At 41.9% G+C, this 21,765-nt stretch carries 23 protein-coding genes and 1 riboswitch; of the genes, 10 read left to right on the top strand and 13 right to left on the bottom strand.

Annotation, left to right across the window (positions count from 1 at the left end; translation table 11 throughout):
- Positions 1–6: 6 nt before the first annotated feature.
- The 4 genes from ACFQ3Q_RS08260 to nadC are packed head-to-tail and all read right to left on the bottom strand — an operon-like array spanning position 7 to position 2,845.
- Complete coding sequence (locus tag ACFQ3Q_RS08260) at positions 7–438, bottom strand: DUF2147 domain-containing protein (RefSeq protein WP_380744732.1); 432 nt, start codon at positions 436–438, stop codon at positions 7–9.
- Between the two features lie 30 nt (positions 439–468).
- Complete coding sequence (locus ACFQ3Q_RS08255; protein ID WP_380744730.1) at positions 469–1,032, bottom strand: chalcone isomerase family protein; 564 nt, start codon at positions 1,030–1,032, stop codon at positions 469–471.
- A 27-nt stretch (positions 1,033–1,059) separates the two neighbouring features.
- A complete protein-coding gene (locus ACFQ3Q_RS08250; RefSeq protein ID WP_380744728.1) occupies positions 1,060–1,983 on the bottom strand; it encodes a YihY/virulence factor BrkB family protein in 924 nt (307 codons plus the stop codon).
- A gap of 4 nt (positions 1,984–1,987) precedes the next feature.
- Positions 1,988–2,845, bottom strand: coding sequence for a carboxylating nicotinate-nucleotide diphosphorylase (gene nadC, locus ACFQ3Q_RS08245; RefSeq protein ID WP_380744726.1), 858 nt, complete (start codon positions 2,843–2,845; stop codon positions 1,988–1,990).
- A 51-nt stretch (positions 2,846–2,896) separates the two neighbouring features.
- On the opposite strand from nadC, the gene rlmH reads away from it, so the two are divergent.
- The 4 genes from rlmH (at position 2,897) to ACFQ3Q_RS08225 (ending at position 6,800) form a co-directional block, all read left to right on the top strand.
- The gene (rlmH, locus tag ACFQ3Q_RS08240) at positions 2,897–3,370 is read left to right on the top strand and encodes a 23S rRNA (pseudouridine(1915)-N(3))-methyltransferase RlmH (protein ID WP_380744724.1); all 474 of its coding nucleotides are present in this window, start codon (positions 2,897–2,899) and stop codon (positions 3,368–3,370) included.
- A gap of 7 nt (positions 3,371–3,377) precedes the next feature.
- Positions 3,378–3,950: a non-canonical purine NTP diphosphatase gene (locus ACFQ3Q_RS08235; protein ID WP_380744723.1), complete on the top strand. Its 573-nt coding sequence runs from the start codon at positions 3,378–3,380 to the stop codon at positions 3,948–3,950.
- Between the two features lie 236 nt (positions 3,951–4,186).
- On the top strand, positions 4,187–5,968 hold the full coding sequence (locus ACFQ3Q_RS08230) for a DEAD/DEAH box helicase (protein WP_380744721.1): 1,782 nt from the start codon (positions 4,187–4,189) through the stop codon (positions 5,966–5,968).
- 76 nt (positions 5,969–6,044) lie between these two features.
- On the top strand, positions 6,045–6,800 hold the full coding sequence (locus ACFQ3Q_RS08225; RefSeq protein WP_380744720.1) for a carboxypeptidase-like regulatory domain-containing protein: 756 nt from the start codon (positions 6,045–6,047) through the stop codon (positions 6,798–6,800).
- Here the strand turns inward: ACFQ3Q_RS08225 and ACFQ3Q_RS08220 are convergent.
- The 3 genes from ACFQ3Q_RS08220 to ACFQ3Q_RS08210 form a co-directional block, all read right to left on the bottom strand.
- A complete protein-coding gene (locus tag ACFQ3Q_RS08220; RefSeq protein ID WP_380744718.1) occupies positions 6,797–7,255 on the bottom strand; it encodes an SRPBCC family protein in 459 nt (152 codons plus the stop codon). The two genes, ACFQ3Q_RS08225 and ACFQ3Q_RS08220, sit on opposite strands and share 4 nt — an antisense overlap.
- A gap of 114 nt (positions 7,256–7,369) precedes the next feature.
- Complete coding sequence (locus tag ACFQ3Q_RS08215) at positions 7,370–8,026, bottom strand: TrmH family RNA methyltransferase (RefSeq protein WP_380744716.1); 657 nt, start codon at positions 8,024–8,026, stop codon at positions 7,370–7,372.
- A 60-nt stretch (positions 8,027–8,086) separates the two neighbouring features.
- On the bottom strand, positions 8,087–9,304 hold the full coding sequence (locus ACFQ3Q_RS08210) for a hypothetical protein (protein ID WP_380744714.1): 1,218 nt from the start codon (positions 9,302–9,304) through the stop codon (positions 8,087–8,089).
- 112 nt (positions 9,305–9,416) lie between these two features.
- On the opposite strand from ACFQ3Q_RS08210, the gene ACFQ3Q_RS08205 reads away from it, so the two are divergent.
- Entirely contained in the window at positions 9,417–10,100 is a 684-nt protein-coding gene (locus ACFQ3Q_RS08205) for an SIR2 family NAD-dependent protein deacylase (RefSeq protein WP_380744712.1), read from the top strand.
- A 229-nt stretch (positions 10,101–10,329) separates the two neighbouring features.
- Positions 10,330–11,667 (top strand): adenylosuccinate lyase, encoded by a 1,338-nt coding sequence (gene purB / locus ACFQ3Q_RS08200; RefSeq protein ID WP_380744710.1) that lies wholly within the window; start codon positions 10,330–10,332, stop codon positions 11,665–11,667.
- Between the two features lie 64 nt (positions 11,668–11,731).
- Here the strand turns inward: purB and ACFQ3Q_RS08195 are convergent, their stop codons facing one another.
- The 4 genes from ACFQ3Q_RS08195 to ACFQ3Q_RS08180 are packed head-to-tail and all read right to left on the bottom strand — an operon-like array spanning position 11,732 to position 13,831.
- A complete protein-coding gene (locus ACFQ3Q_RS08195) occupies positions 11,732–12,340 on the bottom strand; it encodes a DUF4252 domain-containing protein (RefSeq protein WP_380744708.1) in 609 nt (202 codons plus the stop codon).
- Between the two features lie 3 nt (positions 12,341–12,343).
- Positions 12,344–12,871, bottom strand: coding sequence for a DUF4252 domain-containing protein (locus ACFQ3Q_RS08190; protein ID WP_380744706.1), 528 nt, complete (start codon positions 12,869–12,871; stop codon positions 12,344–12,346).
- A gap of 11 nt (positions 12,872–12,882) precedes the next feature.
- A complete protein-coding gene (locus ACFQ3Q_RS08185) occupies positions 12,883–13,335 on the bottom strand; it encodes a hypothetical protein (protein ID WP_380744704.1) in 453 nt (150 codons plus the stop codon).
- Positions 13,316–13,831, bottom strand: coding sequence for an RNA polymerase sigma factor (locus tag ACFQ3Q_RS08180; RefSeq protein ID WP_380744702.1), 516 nt, complete (start codon positions 13,829–13,831; stop codon positions 13,316–13,318). Before ACFQ3Q_RS08180 ends, ACFQ3Q_RS08185 begins: the two co-directional genes overlap by 20 nt.
- 135 nt (positions 13,832–13,966) lie before the next feature.
- Between ACFQ3Q_RS08180 and ACFQ3Q_RS08175 the strand changes: the two genes are divergently transcribed.
- A complete protein-coding gene (locus ACFQ3Q_RS08175; RefSeq protein ID WP_380744700.1) occupies positions 13,967–15,466 on the top strand; it encodes a S41 family peptidase in 1,500 nt (499 codons plus the stop codon).
- A 61-nt stretch (positions 15,467–15,527) separates the two neighbouring features.
- On the opposite strand, the gene ACFQ3Q_RS08170 is transcribed toward ACFQ3Q_RS08175, so the two are convergent.
- Together ACFQ3Q_RS08170 and ACFQ3Q_RS08165 are read right to left on the bottom strand one after the other, a co-directional pair.
- Positions 15,528–16,613: a YncE family protein gene (locus ACFQ3Q_RS08170; RefSeq protein WP_380744698.1), complete on the bottom strand. Its 1,086-nt coding sequence runs from the start codon at positions 16,611–16,613 to the stop codon at positions 15,528–15,530.
- 3 nt (positions 16,614–16,616) lie between these two features.
- Positions 16,617–18,446, bottom strand: coding sequence for a TonB-dependent receptor plug domain-containing protein (locus tag ACFQ3Q_RS08165; protein ID WP_380744696.1), 1,830 nt, complete (start codon positions 18,444–18,446; stop codon positions 16,617–16,619).
- Positions 18,447–18,477: 31 nt separating this feature from the next.
- Positions 18,478–18,704: riboswitch (cobalamin riboswitch) on the bottom strand.
- 69 nt (positions 18,705–18,773) lie between these two features.
- On the opposite strand from ACFQ3Q_RS08165, the gene ACFQ3Q_RS08160 reads away from it, so the two are divergent.
- Genes ACFQ3Q_RS08160 through ACFQ3Q_RS08150 form a run of 3 tightly spaced genes read left to right on the top strand, consistent with a single transcriptional unit; the run spans position 18,774 to position 21,744 of the window.
- A complete protein-coding gene (locus ACFQ3Q_RS08160) occupies positions 18,774–19,910 on the top strand; it encodes an ABC transporter substrate-binding protein (protein ID WP_380744694.1) in 1,137 nt (378 codons plus the stop codon).
- Positions 19,910–20,941, top strand: coding sequence for an iron chelate uptake ABC transporter family permease subunit (locus ACFQ3Q_RS08155; protein WP_380744692.1), 1,032 nt, complete (start codon positions 19,910–19,912; stop codon positions 20,939–20,941). The genes ACFQ3Q_RS08160 and ACFQ3Q_RS08155 overlap by 1 nt, the downstream gene beginning before the upstream one ends.
- Before the next feature lie 2 nt (positions 20,942–20,943).
- A complete protein-coding gene (locus ACFQ3Q_RS08150) occupies positions 20,944–21,744 on the top strand; it encodes an ABC transporter ATP-binding protein (RefSeq protein ID WP_380744690.1) in 801 nt (266 codons plus the stop codon).
- Positions 21,745–21,765 lie beyond the last annotated feature (21 nt).

The following is a 21,765-nucleotide window of genomic DNA, read 5'->3' as shown; positions in this document are numbered from 1 at the left end:
GAATGTTTATTTTGCCCTGTCCCAGGTCTTGGTTTTATAGAAGAAGGCTATATAACCTCTTACTTTCAGTTTATCCGGGTTATCTTCATCTACCCATATTTTCCCTTTATATTCTTTTCCTGTTTTAGGGTCGGTAAGCACTCCGTTCACATACTCATCCCCATCCTTCTCAAAGCCCCTGATGAGATTCATCCCTTCTATGGGTTTATCTTTAAGCTCTCCGGTACACTGATCGCATATACGGTCCCTGTCTTCCTCCTTCATAATTCTAACTACTTTGCCGTAAACTTCATCTCCTTTTTTGTAGATATGGATAATGGAGTTCACTTTCCCTTCATCATTGGTCACCTCCCACTTGCCGAACACATCCTGAGACTGTGCCGACATTGAAGACAGCGCAATAAAAAAGATCCAAAACAGGTTATTTTTAACATTCATAATGTAGGGTTTAATCGAGACAGCAGCATTTTAGCTATTGAGCATCGCCTCCTTCAGGTCGTCATCTGCGGGTTTATCTGATAACCAGATCCCAAACAGGGCTTTTTTAAACTCCATTCCATTAATGGTCCCCTGCTCTTTTCCGTTCTTATAAACCACAACACCTTTAGCTGGTAAATATACTATATCAAAAACGTCATCCTTGTTAATTTGTTCTTCAAAGAAGCTTATAAATTTCTTAATTTCAGTAGAAATGGCCGCTGTATTACCGTTGGTAGAATTCTCAAAACCTTCATTCACGGCATCCATCATTTTCTTACTTGTAATTAACTTAGATACGATATGCAGTTTAATTGCCATTGGTTTATTGGCACCCATAATAGCATCAGCATCTGAAGATTTGGAGTCAAGATAAAGTCCACCGGCATACATATCCATCCAGAACTTTTCACGTACTCCGGCCCCGTTAAGGCTAAGTGTGGTCTCCCCGAAGTTTACAGAGTTTGGTAATTGAACACCGGCAACTTCAGTAGTTTGCGCGGAAGCAAATCCGAAGCTGATCACAGCTAATAATAAAAAGACAGTTTTCTTCATTGTAAGTAGTTTTGGTTAAGATTAAAATTATTTAAAGTTCTTTTTCAGTTTTATAAGAGAAGCGTTCAGTTCAAAACCTAAGAGCAATATATTTGAGTTAAGCCAGATATAAACCATCAGGATCAACAGCGCTCCTATGGAACCATAAAGTTCATTATAAGATGAAAAGTTCACAATATACAATTCAAATAAATAAGTTGTAAGCATTATCAACAGGGTCGTAAACAATGCCCCTATCGAAAAAAACCTGGCTTGTCTCGCCTCCTTGGTTCCAAAATAATAAAGCGTAGCCACAGCAATATAGATCAACAGTACAAAAGCCGAATATTTAATAAGTCCTGCCCCAAAACTATCTTTCTTCAACAGCCCTAAGGTATCCAGATCTTCCAGAGCATAGGTTAAATAAACCGCAAGTATCACTGTAACAATCAATAAGAATGCCATAATTAAAGAAACCCCCACTGCAATAATATATTGCCTTATAATTGAACGGTTCGCATTGGTATGATAGGAGAATTCAAAACCGGTAAAAATAGCGTTTACGCCATTGGTCATTAAAAAAATGGAAAGGATAAAAGCGACTGACAGAAGCCCTCCCCTGGGAGTATTGGCGATATCCAGAAATATGTCATTAAAAAATTCAGAAGTATTTGGCGGCAGCAGCGAATCCATAAAAATCAGGAACTGCAGCTGAAAATCATCTATGAACCCGATATAGGGAATTAAGTTAAGCATAAACAGCAAAAACGGGAACAAGGCCATAAAGAAACTAAAGGCAATTGCGCTTGCCCTGGTTGAAAAGGTGCCTTTTATAATCCCGTTAGAATAGATCTCCCATAGATCGTAAAGCGAAAGCCCTTCCATACCCGGCAAGATCAAGCCCTTGGTCTTCTTTTCAAACCAATTGGAAAATTGTTCGATCTTAGTGTAAAGCGCTTTTCTGGGAGCCATATAATTAGACAGCTTTAAGGCTAAGGTCCATATTATACACCGAATGTGTCAGGGCGCCACTTGAGATAAAATCGACCCCGCATTCGGCATATTTTCTGGCTGTATCCAGGGTGATCCCACCGCTTGATTCAGACTGGCATTTCCCACCGATCAATTCCACAGCCTTCCTGGTATCTTCATAATTAAAGTTATCGATCAAGATACGATAAATTCCATCGGACTCAAGAATTTCAGCCACTTCTTCCAGGTCTCGTGCCTCTACAATAATCTTCAGGTCCAGACCTTTCTCGATTAGATAGTTCCTGGTCTTTTCTATAGCCTTTGTGATACCTCCGGCGAAGTCGATATGATTATCCTTCAGCATGATCATATCATAAAGTCCAAATCTATGATTTTCCCCGCCTCCTATCTTTACAGCCCACTTTTCCAGAGCCCTTATCCCGGGAGTGGTTTTTCGGGTGTCAAGGATCCTGGTCTTGGTTCCTTCCAGCTTTTTTGCGAAAGTATTCGTCTTGGTCGCTATGGCACTCATACGCTGCATTGCATTAAGCACCAGGCGCTCTGCCTTTAATATAGATTGCGAAGAGCCCTGAACATACAGCACAATATCACCTTTCTTTACCTGTGACCCGTCTTTTACCAGCACTTCTATGGAAAGCTTAGGATCTACTTTTTCAAAAACCCTTAAAGCAAATTCAACCCCGGCAATTATACCATCATCTTTTACCAGCAGTTTCGCTTTTCCGGTAGCCGATTCAGGAATGCAGGCCAACGAACTGTGATCGCCATCTCCAACATCTTCTCTTAAGGCATTATCAATTATTAGTTCAATTTCTTTTTCAAATTGTGCTTTCGGGATCATTTTCAATACTTATTTTTGTAAATGTAGCAAAGTCTGCGATAAATTCACCTGATGAACATAAAATTACTCTGCATAGGAAAAACCGATAAACAGGAGCTTCAGGACCTAACCGAGGTCTATGTAAAACGGCTTCAGTTCTATACCAAATTCGAAATGGAAATCATCCCCGACCTCAAAAAGGTCAAGAACCTGGATGAAAATCAGCAAAAAACCAAAGAAGGAGAGCTCATTCTCTCGAAGGTCCAGAATTCAGATTTCGTGGTGCTTCTTGATGAGAACGGAAAACAACTGAGCTCGGTGGCTTTTTCTGAATATCTTCAGAAACGTATGAATACCGGCCTTAAGCAACTGGTTTTCGTCATTGGCGGACCTTATGGTTTTTCAGATGAAGTATACAAAAGAGCAGATTCTAAGCTATCTTTATCAAAGATGACCTTTTCCCATCAGATGGTAAGATTGTTTATCACGGAACAGATATACAGAGGATTCACCATCCTTAAAAATGAACCCTATCACCACCAATAATAACTAAATGGAACTAGTATTTGCCACTCATAATAAGAACAAGTTAATAGAGATAAAAGCCCTTTTACCGAGCCACATCAAACTGCTTTCACTGGATGATATTGGTTGTACAGAAGAAATTCCGGAAACCGCCGATACCATAGACGGGAACGCGATCCTAAAAGCTGAGTATGTAAGGCATCGTTATGGTTACGATTGTTTTGCAGACGATACAGGCCTTGAAGTTGAAGCTCTTGCCGGAGCTCCCGGAGTTTACTCGGCCAGATATGCCGGGGATGATAAAGATCCAAAAGAAAATGTAAAGAAGCTTTTAAAGCAAATGAAAGGCAAAGAAAACCGGAACGCGAGGTTCAAAACCGTGATCGCCTTAAACCTTAAGGATAATGAAAACCTGTTTACGGGCATCTGCAAAGGGCGTATCACTACTGAAGAAAGAGGAGAAAACGGATTTGGGTATGATCCTGTTTTTCAGCCGAAAGGCCACCAAAGGACCTTTGCCGAAATGGATCTCAGCGAAAAATCTGAACTAAGCCACAGAGGGAAAGCTTTCAGAGCACTTATTTCATACCTTTCTAAGTAAACCGAACAACTCCTTTGAAGCGCTTCTTACAGACCTGATGCCACCCTGGATTAACTTTCTGATTAAAAGATATTTACGAAAAGTACCGAATAAATTCGTGTTCTTAAATAAAAGCCTATCTTTGCCGCTTGAAAATTCCTCAGGGTGAGGATGTGTTGCTGGAAGTTTAGTTAAGTATGTCGGTTCGCTTCTTATGTAACACTTACATATCATAATCGAATACTTATTACTTTAGAATGAACGCATTCCAAAAACTTGGACTTGACGCAGAAATGCTACAAGCCATTAATGACCTTGGCTTCGAAACTCCAAGCGAAGTACAGGAAAAATCAATCCCAATTTTATTAGAACAGGAAACAGATCTTGTTGCATTAGCCCAAACAGGAACAGGTAAAACTGCAGCTTTTGGTTTCCCAATGCTTCAGAAGATAGATTTCAACAACAGGACCACACAAGGCCTTATTCTGTCTCCTACCCGCGAACTATGTTTGCAGATCACCAATGAAATAAAACAATACGGTAAATACTGTAAAGGACTTAATGCTGTTGCCATTTATGGTGGAGCAAGTATTACTGAACAGGCCAGAGACGTAAAGAGAGGAGCACAGATTCTAGTGGCGACTCCGGGACGTATGAAGGATATGATTAGCCGTGGGTTGGTTGATATCTCGAAGATAGAATATGCCGTGCTGGATGAGGCCGATGAAATGCTGAATATGGGCTTCTTCGAAGACATATCAGCTATTTTATCACATACCCCAAAAGAGAAATCCACCTGGTTATTTTCAGCTACGATGCCAAAAGAGGTGGCGACCATCGCAAAGAAGTTTATGCGTACCCCAGTGGAAATCACAGTGGGATCAAAGAATATGGGAGCCAGTAATGTTTCTCACGAATATTATCTTGTGAATACCAGAGAGCGTTATGCGGCCCTGAAAAGGCTTGCCGATGCTAATCCTGATATATTCTCAGTGATCTTTTGCCGTACCAAAAGAGATACGCAAAAAGTAGCTGAAAAGCTTATTGAAGACGGGTACAGTGCTGCAGCATTACACGGAGACCTTAGCCAGAACCAGCGAGACCTGGTAATGAAGAGTTTCCGCACAAAACAAATCCAGATGCTTGTCGCTACAGATGTTGCTGCAAGAGGGATTGATGTAGACGATATCACCCACGTAATCAACTACCAGTTACCTGATGAGATAGAAACCTATACGCACCGAAGCGGTAGAACCGGGAGAGCCGGAAAAAGCGGAGTTTCTATGGTTATCGTATCAAAAAGTGAGCTGCGAAAGATAAAGACCATTGAACGTATTATTCAGCAATCTTTTGAAAGAAAAGATATACCCGATGGGATGGAGATCTGCAGGGTCCAGCTATTTCACCTTGCCAACGATATTAAGAACACCAAGATCAACCACGAGATCGACCCATACCTTCCGAGTATCAATGAAGTTCTGGAAGGATTCACAAAAGAAGAGCTTATTAAAAAAGTCTTCTCTGTTGAGTTTACCAGGTTCTTCAATTACTACAAGAACGCCCCGGATCTCAACTCGAAATCTGCAACAATACCGGACACCCATTCAGACTCTACAAGATATTTCATCAATGTAGGTGCCAAGGACGGATTCGACTGGATGAGCCTTAAGGATTTCCTTAAAGCAACCCTAAGCCTTGATCGTGACGGGGTTTATAAAGTAGATGTAAAAGGAAGTTTCGCCTTCTTTAATACCGATGCTTCAGAAACCAAAAAAGTACTTGAGATCTTCCAGGACTTCAAATACCAGGGAAGACATATAGATGTAGAAGTGACCAAGGATTCCGGAGGAGGAAAACGCGGCGGTAAAAAAGGTGGCTTCGGTAAAAAGAAAAAATCAGGATTTGGTTCCAAGGACAACAAATCTGGCGGTGGAAAAAGACGCTCCAAAGACTTTACTCCCTCAAAAAAAGGAGGAAAAGGTGGCGGCCGCTCAAATAATATCGAAAATTCTTTAAAAAGAAGACGTTCCAAAAAATAAACTGCCGGGATTGGCTTAAATATTAAAATCTGGCATTGTTTTTTATAAGTATTTTATATTTTAGGCGCGAATTGTTATGAAGAAACTTCTCCTATTTATAATACTTACAACTATTGGTTATATGGGCTATGCCCAGGATAAAATATCGGGAACGGTAATGAACGCCTCGAACGATAATCCCCTGGAAAATGTGCATATAGTCAACTTAAATCAGGTAAAGGGTGCTGTTAGTGACGCCAAAGGTAACTTCGAGTTGCAGGCAAAGGTTAACGACACCCTTTATTTTTCTTACCTGGGCTTCAGGTCCATTAGAGTCAGGGTAACGAACGACTGGCTCAAATACGGCAACGTAAAAGTAAAAATGACCGAATTAGGCATTGCTCTTGAAGAAGTTGTGGTAAAACCTATCACCTTAACCGGTTACCTGGAAATAGATGCCAAGAACATTCCCATCTATGAGAACCACAGGTACAGTATTTCCGGCCTTAACACAAGCTATGAAGGAGGTGAGAATGCACCGGGTGCGGTTTCCAGGGTCTTAGGCTCATTATTTAACCCGGCCGATGTACTGCATAATATCTTTGGTAAGAAACCCAAACAGATGCGGAAACTCAGGCAGATGAAAGAGGATGACGAAATAAGGGAACTTTTAAGAAATAAATTTGATCGTCAGACTTTAATGGCATTGCTACAGATCAATAAAGTGGAGATTGATGAGATCCTTCGCCGTTGTAATTATTCAAAAGACTTTATGAACTCTGCCAACGATCTCCAGATCCTGGACGCAATAAGCGGTTGTTACGAAGAATATAAGGTGTTGCAACGAAATTAAGCCATTGTCCTTTTTTCCAATAAAACTTTAAGATTCTTAAGTCCCTGATCAAAATCCTGCCCCAGCAGTTTCTCAGGACTGTAGAAAAGGCTGATAACACTTAAGGGAAATCCGAGCAGGCCTCTCACTCCCCAGATCATTTTGGTCTTTTCGGGCTCGATCTCTTTAACCCCAATATAGGTGAGTGCGGTAATTTTTATTGGCTTCACAAAAAGCAGCTTGGTTTCCATAACCTTTCCCTGCTTGATCTTCACTATTCTTTGAATACCTTCTCCGGCCTTATTATTTCCCTTCCAGTAAAAAGAAGCTCCCAGTTTCCCATCTTCCCCCTTATATTTCAGGATGGCTTCAGGATCGCGTTGAAACCAGGGCACCCATTTTGACTGAATCTTCAACTGTCTTACAACGCCATACACCTCATCCTTAGACCTGTTGATCACTACAGTTCTGCTCACATCATAATTCTTTTTTGCATACGCGTGCAAAAAAGCGAAGAATGTTATAATTGCAATTACAATGTAAAAAAACAGAGTCATTCCGGTAGTTTTAGGGACTTTAAAAATAGTAAATTAATCAAGACCCCTGAAGCGATGAATAAGTTCTTCGGAGTTTTTTATGGTTTTCTTAGCCCATTTCAGTTTTAACTGAAGTTTTTCTTCTTCTGAAAACTGCCAATTCAAATCACTTTTTCGAAGTCGGGAAGTAAGATGCTGGAGAATAATTGCCGCCGAGACCGAAATATTCAGGCTTTCGGTAAAACCTACCATAGGAATCTTCAGTTTAACATCGGCCTGCTTCATAATCTCTTCTGAAAGACCTTCCTTTTCAGTTCCAAAGAAAAATACCGAAGGCGAAGAAATATCGAATTCTTCAAGGCTACAGGAAGACTCGTGGGGGCTGGTGGCTACAATCTGATAACCGGCTTCCCTAAGTTTCCTAACGCATTCTTCCGAGGTGTTATACCGGTTCACATCAACCCATTTCTGCGCACCCATCGCTATCTCCCTATCGATCCTCTTTGGCTTTCGCTCCTCTATCACGTGCACATTCTGAAGCCCAAAAACATCACAGCTCCTTATTACAGCACTGGTATTATGAAGCTGAAAAACATCCTGCGTGGCCACCGTAAAATGGTCGGTGCGCTGGTCAGCAATTTTTTCAAACAAGCCCTGTCTTCTTGGAGTTAAGAAACCATATAAAAAATTGAGTAATGCCTGATCTTGCATAGGTCAAAAATAAAAAAACCCGGCTTGTTGCCGGGCTTTTTCCTTAAAATATAATCGCAATTATGAATTGGAACCAATATCTCCCTGGGCTACAAGAACATCCAACTGTTCCGCACTCAGGTGAACATTAATATAACCATCATATTCGATAAGACTCTCAAAGTCTATACTTTCACCGTCATCTCCATTGAATTTGGTAACATTGGTTTTGCTCATTCCGCTTGCCCCAACTATAGAGTTAAGCGTAATAGCGATATCTCCCGGAGCTTCTGCCACAGATCCCATATGAATATGTGCAGGGTGCATTCCGTCTGCAGGAGTACCTGTAAGCATAATAGTTACAAGCGTCTCGCCGTTCACTCTTTCACTGAACATTGCAGTTCCCATAATTCCGGCTACATCTTTCGTGCTAAGATCATAAGACTCAGAATTACCTGTAAGCTCATTCTGACCGATATCTCCCTGGGCTACAAGAGTCCCTAAGGCATCGGCGCTTAAGTGAACATTGATATATCCGTCATAATCCAGAACATCTTCATACATAAAAGCCGACCCGTCATCTAGCGCAGCCACATTGGTCCTGCTCATCCCGGTAGTTCCGTTAACCGAATTAAAGGTAAAGGCTATATCTCCACCTTCAGCAGCGGTGTTCGTATGAATGTGTGCAGGGTGCATTCCACCGTCAGGAGTATTCTCCAACATTAGAGTGGCAAGGGCCTCTCCGTTCACCCTTTCCTGAAACATTGCCATCCCGCTGATCCCTTCAGCATCACGTTCTTCCAGCATATAGGTTTTTGATTCACCCGTAAGCATATTTTCACCAATATCCCCTTGTGCAACCAGAGTTCCGAGATCATCGGCACTTAAATGAACATTGATATATCCGTCAAAATTTATAATATCTTCATAGGACACCGATGTCCCGTCATCTAAAGTAGAAAAGGTGGTACTGCTCATTCCCGTAGAACCATCAATAGATTCCAGCGTAAGAGCTATATCCCCGCCTTCTGCCGCGGTGTTGTAATGAATGTGAGCCGGATGCATTCCATCGGAGGTTCCGTCCAATTTTATCTCGATGGTCGTACTATTGTCCTCATTTTCCATTACGGTAGCTGTACCCGAAATGGAAGCGTCTGAAACCGAACTAAGGTTATAGACCATTGTCTCTCCCATAAAATCGGGACCTTCGTTTCCCCCCATATCATCATCGTCTTTGTCACAACTAATGAATGAAAATGGAATTGCCAGTAAGATTGTGGCAAGTAAAATCTTTTTCATAATAATAAGTTTTAAATTAGTAATTGAATTTTGATTCATCTGCTAATATCTACGGGCCAGGCAGCAGCTCGGATTGTTAAGATGTCTTATAATTTTCATAATATTTTGTTAAATGAAAACCATAGTTGTACTTACCGGAGCCGGCATAAGCGCAGAAAGCGGTATAAAGACCTTTAGAGACGCCGATGGTTTATGGGAGGGACACGATGTTATGCAGGTTGCCTCACCCCAGGGATGGGAGCGAGACCCTGAACTGGTCCTGGATTTCTATAATAAGCGCAGGAGACAACTTTTAGAAGTGGAGCCTAACCCCGCTCATTATGCCCTAGCTGAACTCGAAGAATTTTATGAGGTGCAGATCATTACCCAGAATATCGATGACCTGCACGAAAGAGCCGGCAGTACAAGTGTCACCCATCTGCACGGAGAACTCCTGAAAGCCCGCAGCACCTTTGATGAAAAGCTGGTGATGGACTGGAGAAAAGATATCAATATCGGAGATTTCTGTGAATTCAACTATCAGTTAAGACCTCACGTAGTTTGGTTCGGAGAATCAGTTCCATTGTTTGAAAAGGCAATGAGGATCGCTTCCCGGGCAGATATTCTAATTGTAGTGGGCACTTCTATGCAGGTGTATCCCGCGGCCAGCCTTGTAGACTTTTCACCGGCCGGAACACCTGTTTACTTTATAGATCCAAAACCAAACATTGTAGAAAACCGGGAGCTTACAGTTATTCAAGAAAATGCCTCTGAAGGTGTTCCTAAGCTGACAGAAAAATTAAAATCTGAACCGTAGGCTGACCTAATTAAAGTTTTTCTAATGAACATCTCCCTTTATTCAGATTACTAAATAAAAAAAGCCAAATGCTCGAAATTCAGAAATAATAAAATAAATCCATTCGCGAAAACAGAAGCCATAATGCCGGAGACAAAAAGTTTATAAAGAAAACAGAAGAGCGGTTTTTCAGAATGTTTTGAAGCAGTATATTTACTCCTTTAATTTTTTATTGTAAAAACATCATAAAATGACTCCGCTAACTGCAATTTCTCCCATAGACGGGCGCTACCATTCTAAAACCAAAAACCTGGCCTTATATTTTAGTGAAGAGGCCCTTATTAAATACCGGGTTAAAGTTGAAGTAGAATATTTTATAGCGCTGTGTGAATTACCCTTGCCCCAGCTGAAAGAGGTAGACCGGGCCATATTCCCGAAATTAAGGGACCTCTATGAGAATTTCACCAATATAGATGCGAAAGCGATAAAGAAAATTGAAAAAACCACCAATCACGATGTTAAGGCGGTAGAATATTTCCTGAAAGAAGAATTTGAAAAATTGGGACTGGAAAAATCTAAAGAGTTTATTCATTTTGGACTTACCTCCCAGGATATCAATAATACGGCAGTTCCTTTAAGTTTAAAAGACGCTGTAATAAACGATTATTTACCAGCCCTTGAAGAGATTCAGGAAAAACTGAGCGGACTTTCCCAGGATTGGAAAGACATACCGTTACTGGCAAGAACTCACGGGCAGCCGGCTTCTCCAACAAGATTAGGCAAGGAAATTTCCGTATTCACCACCAGAATAAAAGAGCAACTGGAATTATTAAAACAAATTCCTCACGCCGCTAAATTCGGTGGCGCTACAGGTAATTTTAATGCTCACAAAGTGGCCTACCCGGACATCGACTGGAAGGACTTCGGGACCAGGTTTGTGGAAGAGCAGCTTGGCCTGCACCACTCCTTTCCCACTACCCAGATCGAGCATTACGACCATATGGCTGCGCTTTTTGATGCCTTGAAACGCATCAATACCATTCTTATTGATCTGGACCGCGACATCTGGACCTATGTGTCTATGGACTACTTCAAACAGAAGATCAAAAAGGGAGAAGTAGGATCTTCGGCAATGCCTCATAAAGTGAACCCTATAGATTTTGAGAATAGTGAAGGGAACCTTGGGATCGCAAATGCGATTTTTGAACACCTTTCTTCAAAACTTCCCATCAGTCGTTTGCAACGTGATCTTACAGACAGTACGGTTTTAAGGAATATCGGAGTGCCTTTGGGCCATAGTATGATCGGATTCAAATCGACTTTAAAAGGTTTGAACAAATTATTACTGAATGAAGAGAAGCTTAACGCCGACCTTGAAGCCAACTGGGCTGTGGTTGCAGAAGCCATCCAGACCATATTAAGAAGAGAAGGATATAAGAACCCTTATGAAGCCTTAAAAGGCCTCACCAGGACCAATGAAAGGATCAACAAGGAAAGTATTGCCAGTTTTATCGAAACCCTTGAGGTTTCTAAAGAGATAAAGGAAGAACTGAAGGCTATCACCCCTCAAAACTATACCGGGGTCTGAGTCCTGATACATCATTAAAAAAGCCCCGGAAATCCGGGGCTTTTCTTTTTCATAGCATTTTGACTTATTTGCCTTCCTCTTCAGTTTCAATTTCAATCTCTTTCTTTTCTGGATCTTCAGAGGCCTTATCATCATTTACCTTAGAATTTATCATTCCGGCAATACCTTTAATTCCCTTCACGTTAAGATCTCCTTCTTCAAGAGAGCGAATCAGTTTCATAATCTTTGCAGGGTCCATATCCTCACCAAGAACACGGGCAACCCCCACTCCACGAGTATCATCATATCCGAAAACAATAAGCTCGTCTATCGCATCTTCCTTCCCGGTAAAATAAACCTCAGCTTTTTTCCCGTTGGAGCCATACTTCATTAGCAATTGATATTTGTCGTTTTTCAATATGTTCTGAAGTTCTGCCTTTTCAGCTTCAAGTGCTTCCTTTCCTTGTTCTAAAGGAAAAGCTAACACATTCACTTTTTTAACCGATTCCAGGGTTGCACGATGCTCTTCATCTAAAGAGTCGGCATTCGCAAACATACTTGTAGGCATATCTATAGCGATGAACTTACTGTCTTCCTGGTTACTCACATAATACTCCTGAAGACTTGGGTCGTTATTGCAGGCGGCAAAGCTAACTGCAGCGATTGCAAGGATTAAGATTTTAAAGCTTTTCATAATTTAGGATTTATTTTCGATATTTTTTAATTCTTCAGCTCCCGGAACTTTCAAATCAGAAGTAAGTCTTGACAATTGAGACAGATCTATCTGGCCGGTTATACTTAGGATAATAGAGATAGGTTCTCCGTCTTTATTCCCTTCCATAAACATAAACAGTTCGCTCACGTAATTATCATTTTTACCGGGACGTGAATAAAACTTGATATTCTTCCCGTCTTCAGTAACCCTCATTAGCTGCTCCAGAGAACCTCCCTGCAGGTAGCTTTTTACATCGTTAGCCATTTGATTTCTCACCTTAGTGTCTTTGGATGTAAAAACTCTTATCTGGTCCAGGTTTTCAATTAACTTGATATACTGTTTAGCCTCAGGATCGGTGTCACTCAGGTCTACTTTGGCCAGCATCTTGAACATTTTACTGGTCACGATCATCGCATCAACGTCTTTCATATTTTCATATTTCTCGAAAGACTGTGCCGTTGTCATAAAAGGCATTAAGGCGGCGATTACTGCAATTATTAACTTTTTCATGATGTTTGAATTTATTTCTCTTTTATAATCTTATTTGTTGTTTTGCCAAATTCTTTAAGGTATACCAGGTCTTCGGTTCCTTCATTCATATATTCCGAAACCAGCCTCAGGGTCTCCTTTGTTTTCTGATAGGCCATTTCTTCATCGGTAATGGTTCCCAGATCTTCCTGAGACTTTCTCATATCATTATCCTGATATAAGAACAAACCTAATGCCAGTATCACCGTAGCGGCTACTCCACTCCACCAGTAATTCACTTTTCGTCTTTCAGATTTCAGCTCAGGAATATCCGAAAAATGCTGTTGCTTTTGCTGATGGGCATATCCAAATATCGCTCTGTAAACCTGCAGGCGTGGCGGCACCTCCCTGGTTTTAAAGTACTCCCGCAAGGCCTTCTCTTCTGAAAGAGAGGTCTCCGCAGCCTCATACTTTTCTATTAGTTTTTCAATTTCTCGCAATTCCATAATTGTGCTTTTTAGTTAAGCTTTCTCTTATTTTTTTTCTGGCTCTGGATAAGGCCACCCTTATCGCGGTGTGGTTCATATCCATAATTTTGGCGATTTCCTCAAATTCATATTGCTCCACATCTCTTAACTGAAAGATCATCTGCTGTTGTTCCGGTAATTCCTTTAAAATTTTATCTACCCAACTAAGCTCATCCTTTACTTCCAGGGCTCTCTGAGCCGAAATGGAACCACTGTCATAATTTTGATGAACAATTTTAAGGTGACTGTTATGCTTCAGTTTTAACTGATCCAGACAGTAATTTTTGGTCACGGTCATCGCAAATGCCTCAACATTGGCATAATGCTTGAGCTTATCCTTACGATCCCACAATTTCAGGATCACTTCCTGCGTGGCATCTTCCGCCGCCTCTTTAGAGGTAAGCAGTCGCAACGCCAGGCGATACATCTTATCCTTCACAGGATCAATGATTTTAAGGAAGGCTTGTTGTTTCATTTTTGGTTTGGTTGGTTTCATATAACCCTCGTACTCTTACGACGACTATCAAACCTATTTGTTACAATAAAAATTTTTATTTGCTGAAATTGTATTTACTTTTAGAACCTTGAAAAGAAAAATTAACCTATGAAAATGTACAAATTACTAATTCTTTTAATACTCGCCGCAGGGCTTGCAACATCGTGCTCCAAGGATATGGACGATGTGAGAGAGCCTGTAGGAGAGAACCCGGATAATAAAAACCCGGAAGAGGCTAAATTTGTAGTTGAAAACTTCATCTATGAAGCGATGGATATATATTATTTATATGAATCTGAGGTCCCTGAATTAGCCGAAGAAGGTTACTTTGACAGCCAGGCCGACCTGAACCAATTCCTGGGAGGCTTTAACTCTCCGGAGGATCTATATTATAATGGTCTTGTTGCTGATGAATATGATGAATTCAGCTTTATGACCGATGACTATGTATGGCTGGAAAATTATTTCCAGGGTACTACAGGTACTACAGGAATGGAATATGGATGGTACTACTATCCCAATGATAACTCTAAGGTCCTTGGTATTGTGCGTTATGTTATTCCGGGGTCCCCGGCAGATGAAGAAGGGGTTGAAAGAGGGATGATCTTCACAAAGGTAGATGGAGTGCAAATAACTTCGGGTAATCTTGGAACCATACTTGGTGAGCAGTCCTTTAGCCTGAGTCTGGCCACTTTAGACGAAAACGATAATATTAATGAAACCGGGGAAACAGTAGACCTGTTCAAGGAAGAACTTACCGAAAACCCTATTCACATATCAAAGACATTTGATCTTGGAGGCGGGAAAGTAGGCTACCTGATGTACAATGGATTTACCGGACCATTTGACGACGAATTAAATGATGTATTCGGCGAGTTTAAAGCAAACGGAGTAACAGACCTGATCCTTGACCTGAGATATAACGGCGGGGGTGATGTAAGAACCGCGACCGATCTTGCCAGTATGATCACCGGGCAATATGATGGTAAGCTTTTTGCCAAAGAGCAATGGAACAGATATCTCCAGCCATATTTAGAGGAAAATTATCCCCAGTATATCTATAATAACTTTCATACTAACCTGAGAAAAGACAGCTCTTATGGTCTTAATGGTGAAGTGATCAATAGTCTGGAGTTAGAAAATATCTACATAATTGCGACAAGGTCATCAGCTTCTGCCAGTGAGCTTATAATAAATGGTTTGGACCCTTATATTAATGTGGTTCATATTGGGGAAAAAACCAGAGGAAAATTTCAGGCGTCCGTAACACTTTATGATTCTGAAGATTTCAACAGGAAAGATGCAAACCCTAATCACAAATATGCCATCCAACCACTTGTTCTAAAGTCGGTAAATGCTGAAGGTAAATCAGACTATTTTGGAGGACTAGCTCCCGAAATTTCAATAAGCGAAAGCATTAGGAACTTTGGAGAGCTTGGAGATCCTTCTGAGCGATTGCTTTCGAAAGCTCTCGATGCCGTGCAGGGTATCCGAAAAGTGGAGCCGATGGAAGACGAGCTTCATTTAAAACTTCTTGGAGAATCCGGAATGAATGAACCAAGTTACCAGCGAATGTACATTGATAAGCTCCCTCCTGTTAAGAGAAATCAATAACAGGATTCAAATAAATATAAAAACCCCGCTGTTCTGCGGGTTTTTTATTGTTAAAACTGATCTATTCGCTGAAGAAAATTCCGTTGGGATTAATCCCTGTTTTAAAGGAATTAAGCAGGTTCCCGGTGGTGGCATCATAAATATAAAGATCGCCGTCTCCCGTAAAATCTGCATTTGCTGAAGCCGCGAAGATCAGGCCGTCCGCGACCTCAAAACCATAGAGAACAGCTGCTTCCTCCAGGCTCATAAAGGGAGTTTCAGGTAAGGAAGTATCATTCTGGTCAAAACTATATACCTGGGTTCCCAGAGTGTAATAAACAAAAACATCATTCAGTTCTAAATTGGAAGGATGGGCAGTTGCTTCAGCAAATTGAAATTTCTCAGCTATCTCCCCGTTTCCAAGATCCATTCTCAGGATACTTCCCGCAGTTTCCTCCCCGGAATATGCCGGCTTTCCGCTGCAGGCGATCCACAACGAATTCCCGCTAACTTCAAGGGAATTAGGAATCTCCCCTACTTCAACCTGCTTCTCCACTTCATCTGAAGCCGAATTGATCACAGACAATTTATTGCTTATAGAAAACCCTCCCGGGTGTGCCACATAAAGCTTTCCGTTAGCCGAAACGATCTGGTCAGGTCCTTCCGAAACACTTATATTCTTTATGATCTCCAAGTTTTCCGGGTTGATAACGGCAATAAAATCATCATCGGGATTGGTCCCGTCACCCCAATTGGTCACATAAGCCTTTCCGTTGGCAAAGCTTATAAACCGCGGATTCAGCAGGCCGCTGTCAATAGTCCCGATCCTCTCAAAGCTGTTTCGGTCCACCACTTCAATTTTATTCGAAACATTCAGCACTATAAAAGCATAGTCTTCATAGAAACCGATGTCCTGTCCTGTATCTCCTAAGAGTTCCACTTGATTCTCTTCGGTAAAAATATGATGGGTTATGCCGGTCATATCCTCATTTAGAAAGGAAATGCTGCTGTTTCCGGAACCGAAATTCCCTTCATTCAGCACAAAGGCTCCTGAAGCGTAATCTCCTTCCACTTCCGGTTGTGGAATCTCTTCTGAGCTTTCCTTTTCACAGGAAGTGAATGCAAATACAGTGGTCAGGCCGAGGAACAATAATTTTTTGATGTTCATTAATTAGAATTTAAAGGTTAGTGATGAGTTTATTGAGCGTCCGGGCATTGGCCGGGACGGTAAGCTTTGATATTTCTTATCAAACAGGTTGCGCAGTTCCAGCCCTAACTTCAGTTTCTTCTTCACGCCAAAGGCATAAGCCACTCCCAGGTTGGAAATGCTATAACCATCAAGCTTGTAAGCATTGTCGGTAGAGGTATATATAGGGCCGTTATAGAGGAATTGAAAAAATGTGGAAAAATGTTTCAGAGCATACCCCAGCGATGCTGTTGCTTTATGCTTCGGGGTATAGATAAGCTCTTTCCCGAGCTTATCATCCCTAGTCCTGGTATATGCATAGGTAGAATTCAGGCTGAAATGATGTTGCCCGAAATCCTTATCCAGATTTCCGCGAAGCTCGAGCCCGTAGTTGGTAACGCTTTCGGTATTCTGCGGCCGCCAAAGCCCGGAGTTATTGGGCACCCAGCGCAGCAGATCGTCGATCTTCATCAGGTAAACAATAGCGCCAAATTCTGCATTATCAAAATGAAATTTCTGTCCCAGCTCTCCCTGCCAGGAAGTCTCAGGCCTGAGATCGGGATTTCCGCTACCTGCCCAGAACAAATCATTATAAGCAGGGATCCTGTAATTCTTCGAAATACTGAACTTTATGTTATAGAATGAAGTAAGGTCGTAGCCGCCACTTAAAGCAAACAATAAAGGGGATTCATAGCGGTCGCTTAGTTCCTTCCTCAGGCTGGCTTCATAGGAAAATCGATCAAGATCCTGACTGTAAAGAAAGGCCAAAGCCCCTGTATTTCTTTCTCTTTTATCAAAATTACTTCCCTTACCCAGGGTATTGCGGTAATCCAGAATAACGTTAAGCTGAATTCCATTGCCGGCATTATAGTTCAGGTCGTATCTGGAAATGAAGGTTTTAGCATCGCCGAATTCAAAGTTTTCACTATCCCGGTTTTCATAGTATTTATAATGCTCATCGAGATAAGCTAGTTTCAGATCTGAAGTGAATTTGTTGAAAAAACCTTTCCATTCCAGGAGATTTCGGTTATTCACGTCCTGGTATTTACTGTTGGAAGGAGCAGTCAGGGTTCCAGAAAAAGCCCGCTCCCCTTCATAATACATAGTGTGAAACTTCAGAACATTATTTTTATCCAGCCAGTACGCGCTCCCGCCACGGAAGCCCAGGTTGTGAAAATCACCATTTTCATTATACTTTTCGGTCCCGGGATATTTATAGTCATTATCTGAAGTGACCCCGGAAAGACCGGCATAAACGGAAAATTTTTCCGAAGAAAAGCCGGAAGAAAGATCTCCCGAAAGCGTATTGAAACTTCCGTAATTCAGCCTTAATTTATTCCGAAGGCCCTTGCCAAACTCAAAACGGTTGTTCAGGTGAATGCTCCCGCCTATAGCCCCGCTGCCGTAGATCACGCTTCCTCCTCCTGCCCTTACTGCCACATTATCGTAGCCCGAGGTGTTGATCGTATTAAAATCGGTCTGCCCGTTAAACTGAGAGTTGATATTGATCCCGTTCCATACCACCGCTGTCTGGGAAGCCGTAGTCCCTCTGAAAGACGGGGAAGCCACCATCCCATACCCATTCTCCCTGATATATACCGGGGAATTGAATTTAAGCACAGAAGTTAAGAAAGGTTCATTTTCGGTGAGCAAGGAATCTGATAAAACGCTTACCTCCTGTCCCCTGGTGTTCTGGTATAATTTTACATCACTAAGCACCACCTCCTCCAATCGCGTAATACTATCGTTTTGAGAAAAAACAGGCGTTGAGCAGAGCAAGCCGATAAAAAAAATGTAGAATCTTATATTTTTCATGCCTCTTGACCTTTATCCCGAAAGTCCTGGGTTTTAACAGTTACTTTTGGCAGGTCTCCTGGCTCGCGTCTTGCTATTCACCTTCCCATCTTAAAAAAGACAGTGGTTTGAAGAGGTATAACAAGCATTCCGGGTTGCGGAACTAAGCTTACAGTTGCGGGAACAGCTCAGGCTTTACCGAAGTCCAAAAACTTCTCCTGATTCCCTTTTAATCGGCGCGAAAATATTCGCATCCGAACCAAAATTCATTGCGAAAATAAACATTTCAGTTTGTTGAAGCCATAAATTTTCAAATAATCTTACTTTTGAATCATAAAATCTAAGTTTTTGAAAAAAATCATCTTTCTTTTTTCCCTCTTCTGCTTTCTATCCTGTAAAGACCGGGAAAAAAAGCCTGTGGCTTCACCGGACAAAGGTGAATCTGTGAAGATCGAATATGCAAAAGGCTTTAGCATTGAAAATTTTGAGGATTATTCAATACTAAAAGTGAACAGCCCCTGGCCCGAAGCAAAAGAGGCTTTCACCTACCTTTTAGTGCGGAAAAATGTGAAGCTTCCTGCAGGACTGGAGTATGATGAAAAAATTGAAGTCCCGGTAAAAGAACTGGTGGTTACTTCCACCACCCATATTCCTGCCCTTGAAGCTTTGAATGAAGAAAAAGCACTGACAGGCTTCCCTGGACTGGATTATATTTCTTCAGAAAAAACGAGGAAACTGATTAATTCAGGTGAGGTAAAAGAGCTTGGAAAAAACGAGAATATCAACACTGAAGTGCTTATAGACCTTCAGCCCGATGTGGTGGTAGGTTTTGCCATAGACGGGAACAACAAGAGTTTTCAAACTATTAAAAAAACAGGAATTCCGGTAGTCTATAACGGTGACTGGACCGAGGAAACTCCTTTAGGCAAAGCCGAATGGATCAAATTCTTCGGAGCTTTTTTCAATAAAAATGAAGAAGCAAAAGAGATCTTTAACGAAATAAAGTCCTCTTATCAGGAATCTAAAGAACTTGCTAAAACAGCGAAGGAAACCCCTAAAGTCTTAAGCGGGTCTATGTTCAGAGATCAATGGTATATGCCCTATGGAAATTCCTGGCAGGCCCAGTTCATCAAGGATGCCAACGCAGCTTATGTGTATGCTGACACGAAAGGAAACGGCAGTATGTCTCTTTCTTTCGAGAGCGTACTCGCAAAAGCCCAGGCCGTCGACTTCTGGGTAAGTGCCGGGCAATTCACCTCATACTCCCAGCTTTTAAGCGAATCGGAACATTACAGCCAGTTTAAGGCGGTACAGAATAAAAATGTTTATAGCGTGAGTCTGACCAAAGGAGAAACGGGCGGGATCCTCTATTTCGAATTAGGACCGCAGCGCCCTGACCTTGTTCTTAAAGACTTAATTTCTATATTTCATCCGCAATTACTGCCAGATTACGAATCAACTTTCTTTAAAGCCCTGCAGGAATAATGCCCGCAATTAGAAAATATACAGGAATCCTTATCCTCCTATTTATGGCGGTGATCCTGCTTACCTTTATAAATATCGGCCTGGGCTCTGTGGATATCCCAATAAAAGACATTATAGGCTCGGTATTTAATCTTGAGGTTAGCAAAGAGACTTTTCGCTATATCGTGGTCGAATACCGGCTCCCTAAGGCTATTACCGCGATCATAACAGGCTCCGGGCTTGCTGTAAGCGGACTTTTAATGCAAACCCTTTTTCGAAATCCGCTGGCGGGACCTTACGTTTTGGGACTAAGTAGCGGTGCAAGCCTTGGAGTGGCCATCGTCCTGATGGGAGCTACACTTATTGGCGGGAGCTTTGCTGCTCTGCTGCTTTCAAAGTGGAGCATTGTGATCGCTTCAAGTTTGGGAAGCTTACTGGTGTTAATGGCCGTTATGCTGGCCTCCACCAGGTTACGCGATACTATGGCCATTCTAATTATCGGGCTGATGTTCGCCAGTCTTACGGCTGCCGTGGTAAGTGTCCTGGCATACTTTAGTCCGGCTTCAGAGCTTCAGCAGTACGTTTTCTGGTCCTTTGGAAGTCTTGGAGACCTGTCCTGGGAAGAAGTGTCTATACTGGCCGTAATCTGGCTTACAGGGATCCTGTTGGCTATATCCTGTATCAAAAACCTGAACACCCTTCTCTTGGGAGAGCAATATGCTAAAAGCCTTGGGGTAAGTATTCAGAGGAACAGATTGCTGATCATTATCGCCACCAGTTTGCTGGCAGGAAGCATCACTGCCTTTGCAGGGCCTATCGCCTTTGTAGGGCTGGCGGTTCCGCATTTAATCAGGCAGGTGATCCCCATCAACAATCACAGCATTCTGATGCCGGCAGTAATCCTTGGGGGAGCCGCCCTAATGCTTGTTTGCGACATCGCCGCACAAATGCCCGGAAATGAATTCACCCTACCTATAAATGCAATAACTTCGCTTATTGGAGCGCCGGTAGTGATCTGGCTTCTGGTAAGAAAACGTAAATTTCTATTCTGATCTTGAATAAACCCGACTCAAATAGCATCCTGAAAACTGAAGATCTCGACATTGGTTACCACAGCAAAAAAGCTGAAAAGCTTATTGCCGGCAATATTGAGATCGAGGTCAATGAAGGAGAACTGGTAGCCGTGATCGGGATCAATGGTGTGGGCAAGTCTACCCTGCTAAGAACTTTAAGCGGGGTTCAGGAGCCCCTGAGAGGTAAGGTGTTGATAAGGAATACCGAAATCAGGAAGATAGAACCTTTGGAAAAAGCTTCGTTGATAAGCCTTGTCCTAACCGGCCAGCCAATTTCAAAGAATTTAAGTGTTTTTGAGCTTGTCGCTCTAGGCCGGCAGCCATACACTAACTGGATAGGCACCTTAAGCAAGAATGACCTTCGGAAGATCAAAAAATCCCTTGAGATAGTGGATATCGATAACCTCAAGGATAAAAAGTGTTATGAGCTAAGTGACGGACAAATGCAAAAGGTTCTTATTGCAAGGGCGATCGCACAGGACACTCCCCTTGTAATTCTCGATGAACCCACCACTCACCTTGACCTTTACCACAAAGCTTACGTGCTGAAGTTGCTCAAGAAATTAACCAGAAAGACAAAAAAGGCTATTCTTTTTGCATCCCACGAGATAAATCTTGCGATTCAGCTTTGCGACAGGATCATCCTGATGCAGGAAGATAAGGTGCTCACCGGGACCCCAAAAGAACTCCTGGATTCCGGAGCCTTTTCAAGCGTCTTCCCCGAAGGCCTTATAAGGTTCGATAAAGATTCAGCTTCCTTTAAGATCAACCCCGGTAAATAATCCTAGGCTAATTTTAGAACA

The sequence above is a fragment of the Salegentibacter chungangensis genome, assembly GCF_042678405.1.
GTDB lineage: Bacteria > Bacteroidota > Bacteroidia > Flavobacteriales > Flavobacteriaceae > Salegentibacter_A > Salegentibacter_A chungangensis.
Note: the sequence above shows the minus strand (reverse complement) of the source record. Positions and strands in the feature narration are given on the sequence as shown.

Excerpts from the sequence above, each read along its gene's own strand:
- ACFQ3Q_RS08260 (WP_380744732.1), bottom strand. The coding sequence starts at position 438 with ATGAATGTTAAAAATAACCTGTTTTGGATCTTTTTTATTGCGCTGTCT.
- ACFQ3Q_RS08255 (WP_380744730.1), bottom strand. The coding sequence starts at position 1,032 with ATGAAGAAAACTGTCTTTTTATTATTAGCTGTGATCAGCTTCGGATTT.
- ACFQ3Q_RS08250 (WP_380744728.1), bottom strand. The coding sequence starts at position 1,983 with ATGGCTCCCAGAAAAGCGCTTTACACTAAGATCGAACAATTTTCCAAT.
- nadC (WP_380744726.1), bottom strand. The coding sequence starts at position 2,845 with ATGATCCCGAAAGCACAATTTGAAAAAGAAATTGAACTAATAATTGAT.
- rlmH (WP_380744724.1), top strand. The coding sequence starts at position 2,897 with ATGAACATAAAATTACTCTGCATAGGAAAAACCGATAAACAGGAGCTT.
- ACFQ3Q_RS08235 (WP_380744723.1), top strand. The coding sequence starts at position 3,378 with ATGGAACTAGTATTTGCCACTCATAATAAGAACAAGTTAATAGAGATA.
- ACFQ3Q_RS08230 (WP_380744721.1), top strand. The coding sequence starts at position 4,187 with ATGAACGCATTCCAAAAACTTGGACTTGACGCAGAAATGCTACAAGCC.
- ACFQ3Q_RS08225 (WP_380744720.1), top strand. The coding sequence starts at position 6,045 with ATGAAGAAACTTCTCCTATTTATAATACTTACAACTATTGGTTATATG.
- ACFQ3Q_RS08215 (WP_380744716.1), bottom strand. The coding sequence starts at position 8,026 with ATGCAAGATCAGGCATTACTCAATTTTTTATATGGTTTCTTAACTCCA.
- ACFQ3Q_RS08210 (WP_380744714.1), bottom strand. The coding sequence starts at position 9,304 with ATGAAAAAGATTTTACTTGCCACAATCTTACTGGCAATTCCATTTTCA.
- ACFQ3Q_RS08205 (WP_380744712.1), top strand. The coding sequence starts at position 9,417 with ATGAAAACCATAGTTGTACTTACCGGAGCCGGCATAAGCGCAGAAAGC.
- purB (WP_380744710.1), top strand. The coding sequence starts at position 10,330 with ATGACTCCGCTAACTGCAATTTCTCCCATAGACGGGCGCTACCATTCT.
- ACFQ3Q_RS08195 (WP_380744708.1), bottom strand. The coding sequence starts at position 12,340 with ATGAAAAGCTTTAAAATCTTAATCCTTGCAATCGCTGCAGTTAGCTTT.
- ACFQ3Q_RS08190 (WP_380744706.1), bottom strand. The coding sequence starts at position 12,871 with ATGAAAAAGTTAATAATTGCAGTAATCGCCGCCTTAATGCCTTTTATG.
- ACFQ3Q_RS08185 (WP_380744704.1), bottom strand. The coding sequence starts at position 13,335 with ATGGAATTGCGAGAAATTGAAAAACTAATAGAAAAGTATGAGGCTGCG.
- ACFQ3Q_RS08180 (WP_380744702.1), bottom strand. The coding sequence starts at position 13,831 with ATGAAACAACAAGCCTTCCTTAAAATCATTGATCCTGTGAAGGATAAG.
- ACFQ3Q_RS08175 (WP_380744700.1), top strand. The coding sequence starts at position 13,967 with ATGTACAAATTACTAATTCTTTTAATACTCGCCGCAGGGCTTGCAACA.
- ACFQ3Q_RS08170 (WP_380744698.1), bottom strand. The coding sequence starts at position 16,613 with ATGAACATCAAAAAATTATTGTTCCTCGGCCTGACCACTGTATTTGCA.
- ACFQ3Q_RS08165 (WP_380744696.1), bottom strand. The coding sequence starts at position 18,446 with ATGAAAAATATAAGATTCTACATTTTTTTTATCGGCTTGCTCTGCTCA.
- ACFQ3Q_RS08155 (WP_380744692.1), top strand. The coding sequence starts at position 19,910 with ATGCCCGCAATTAGAAAATATACAGGAATCCTTATCCTCCTATTTATG.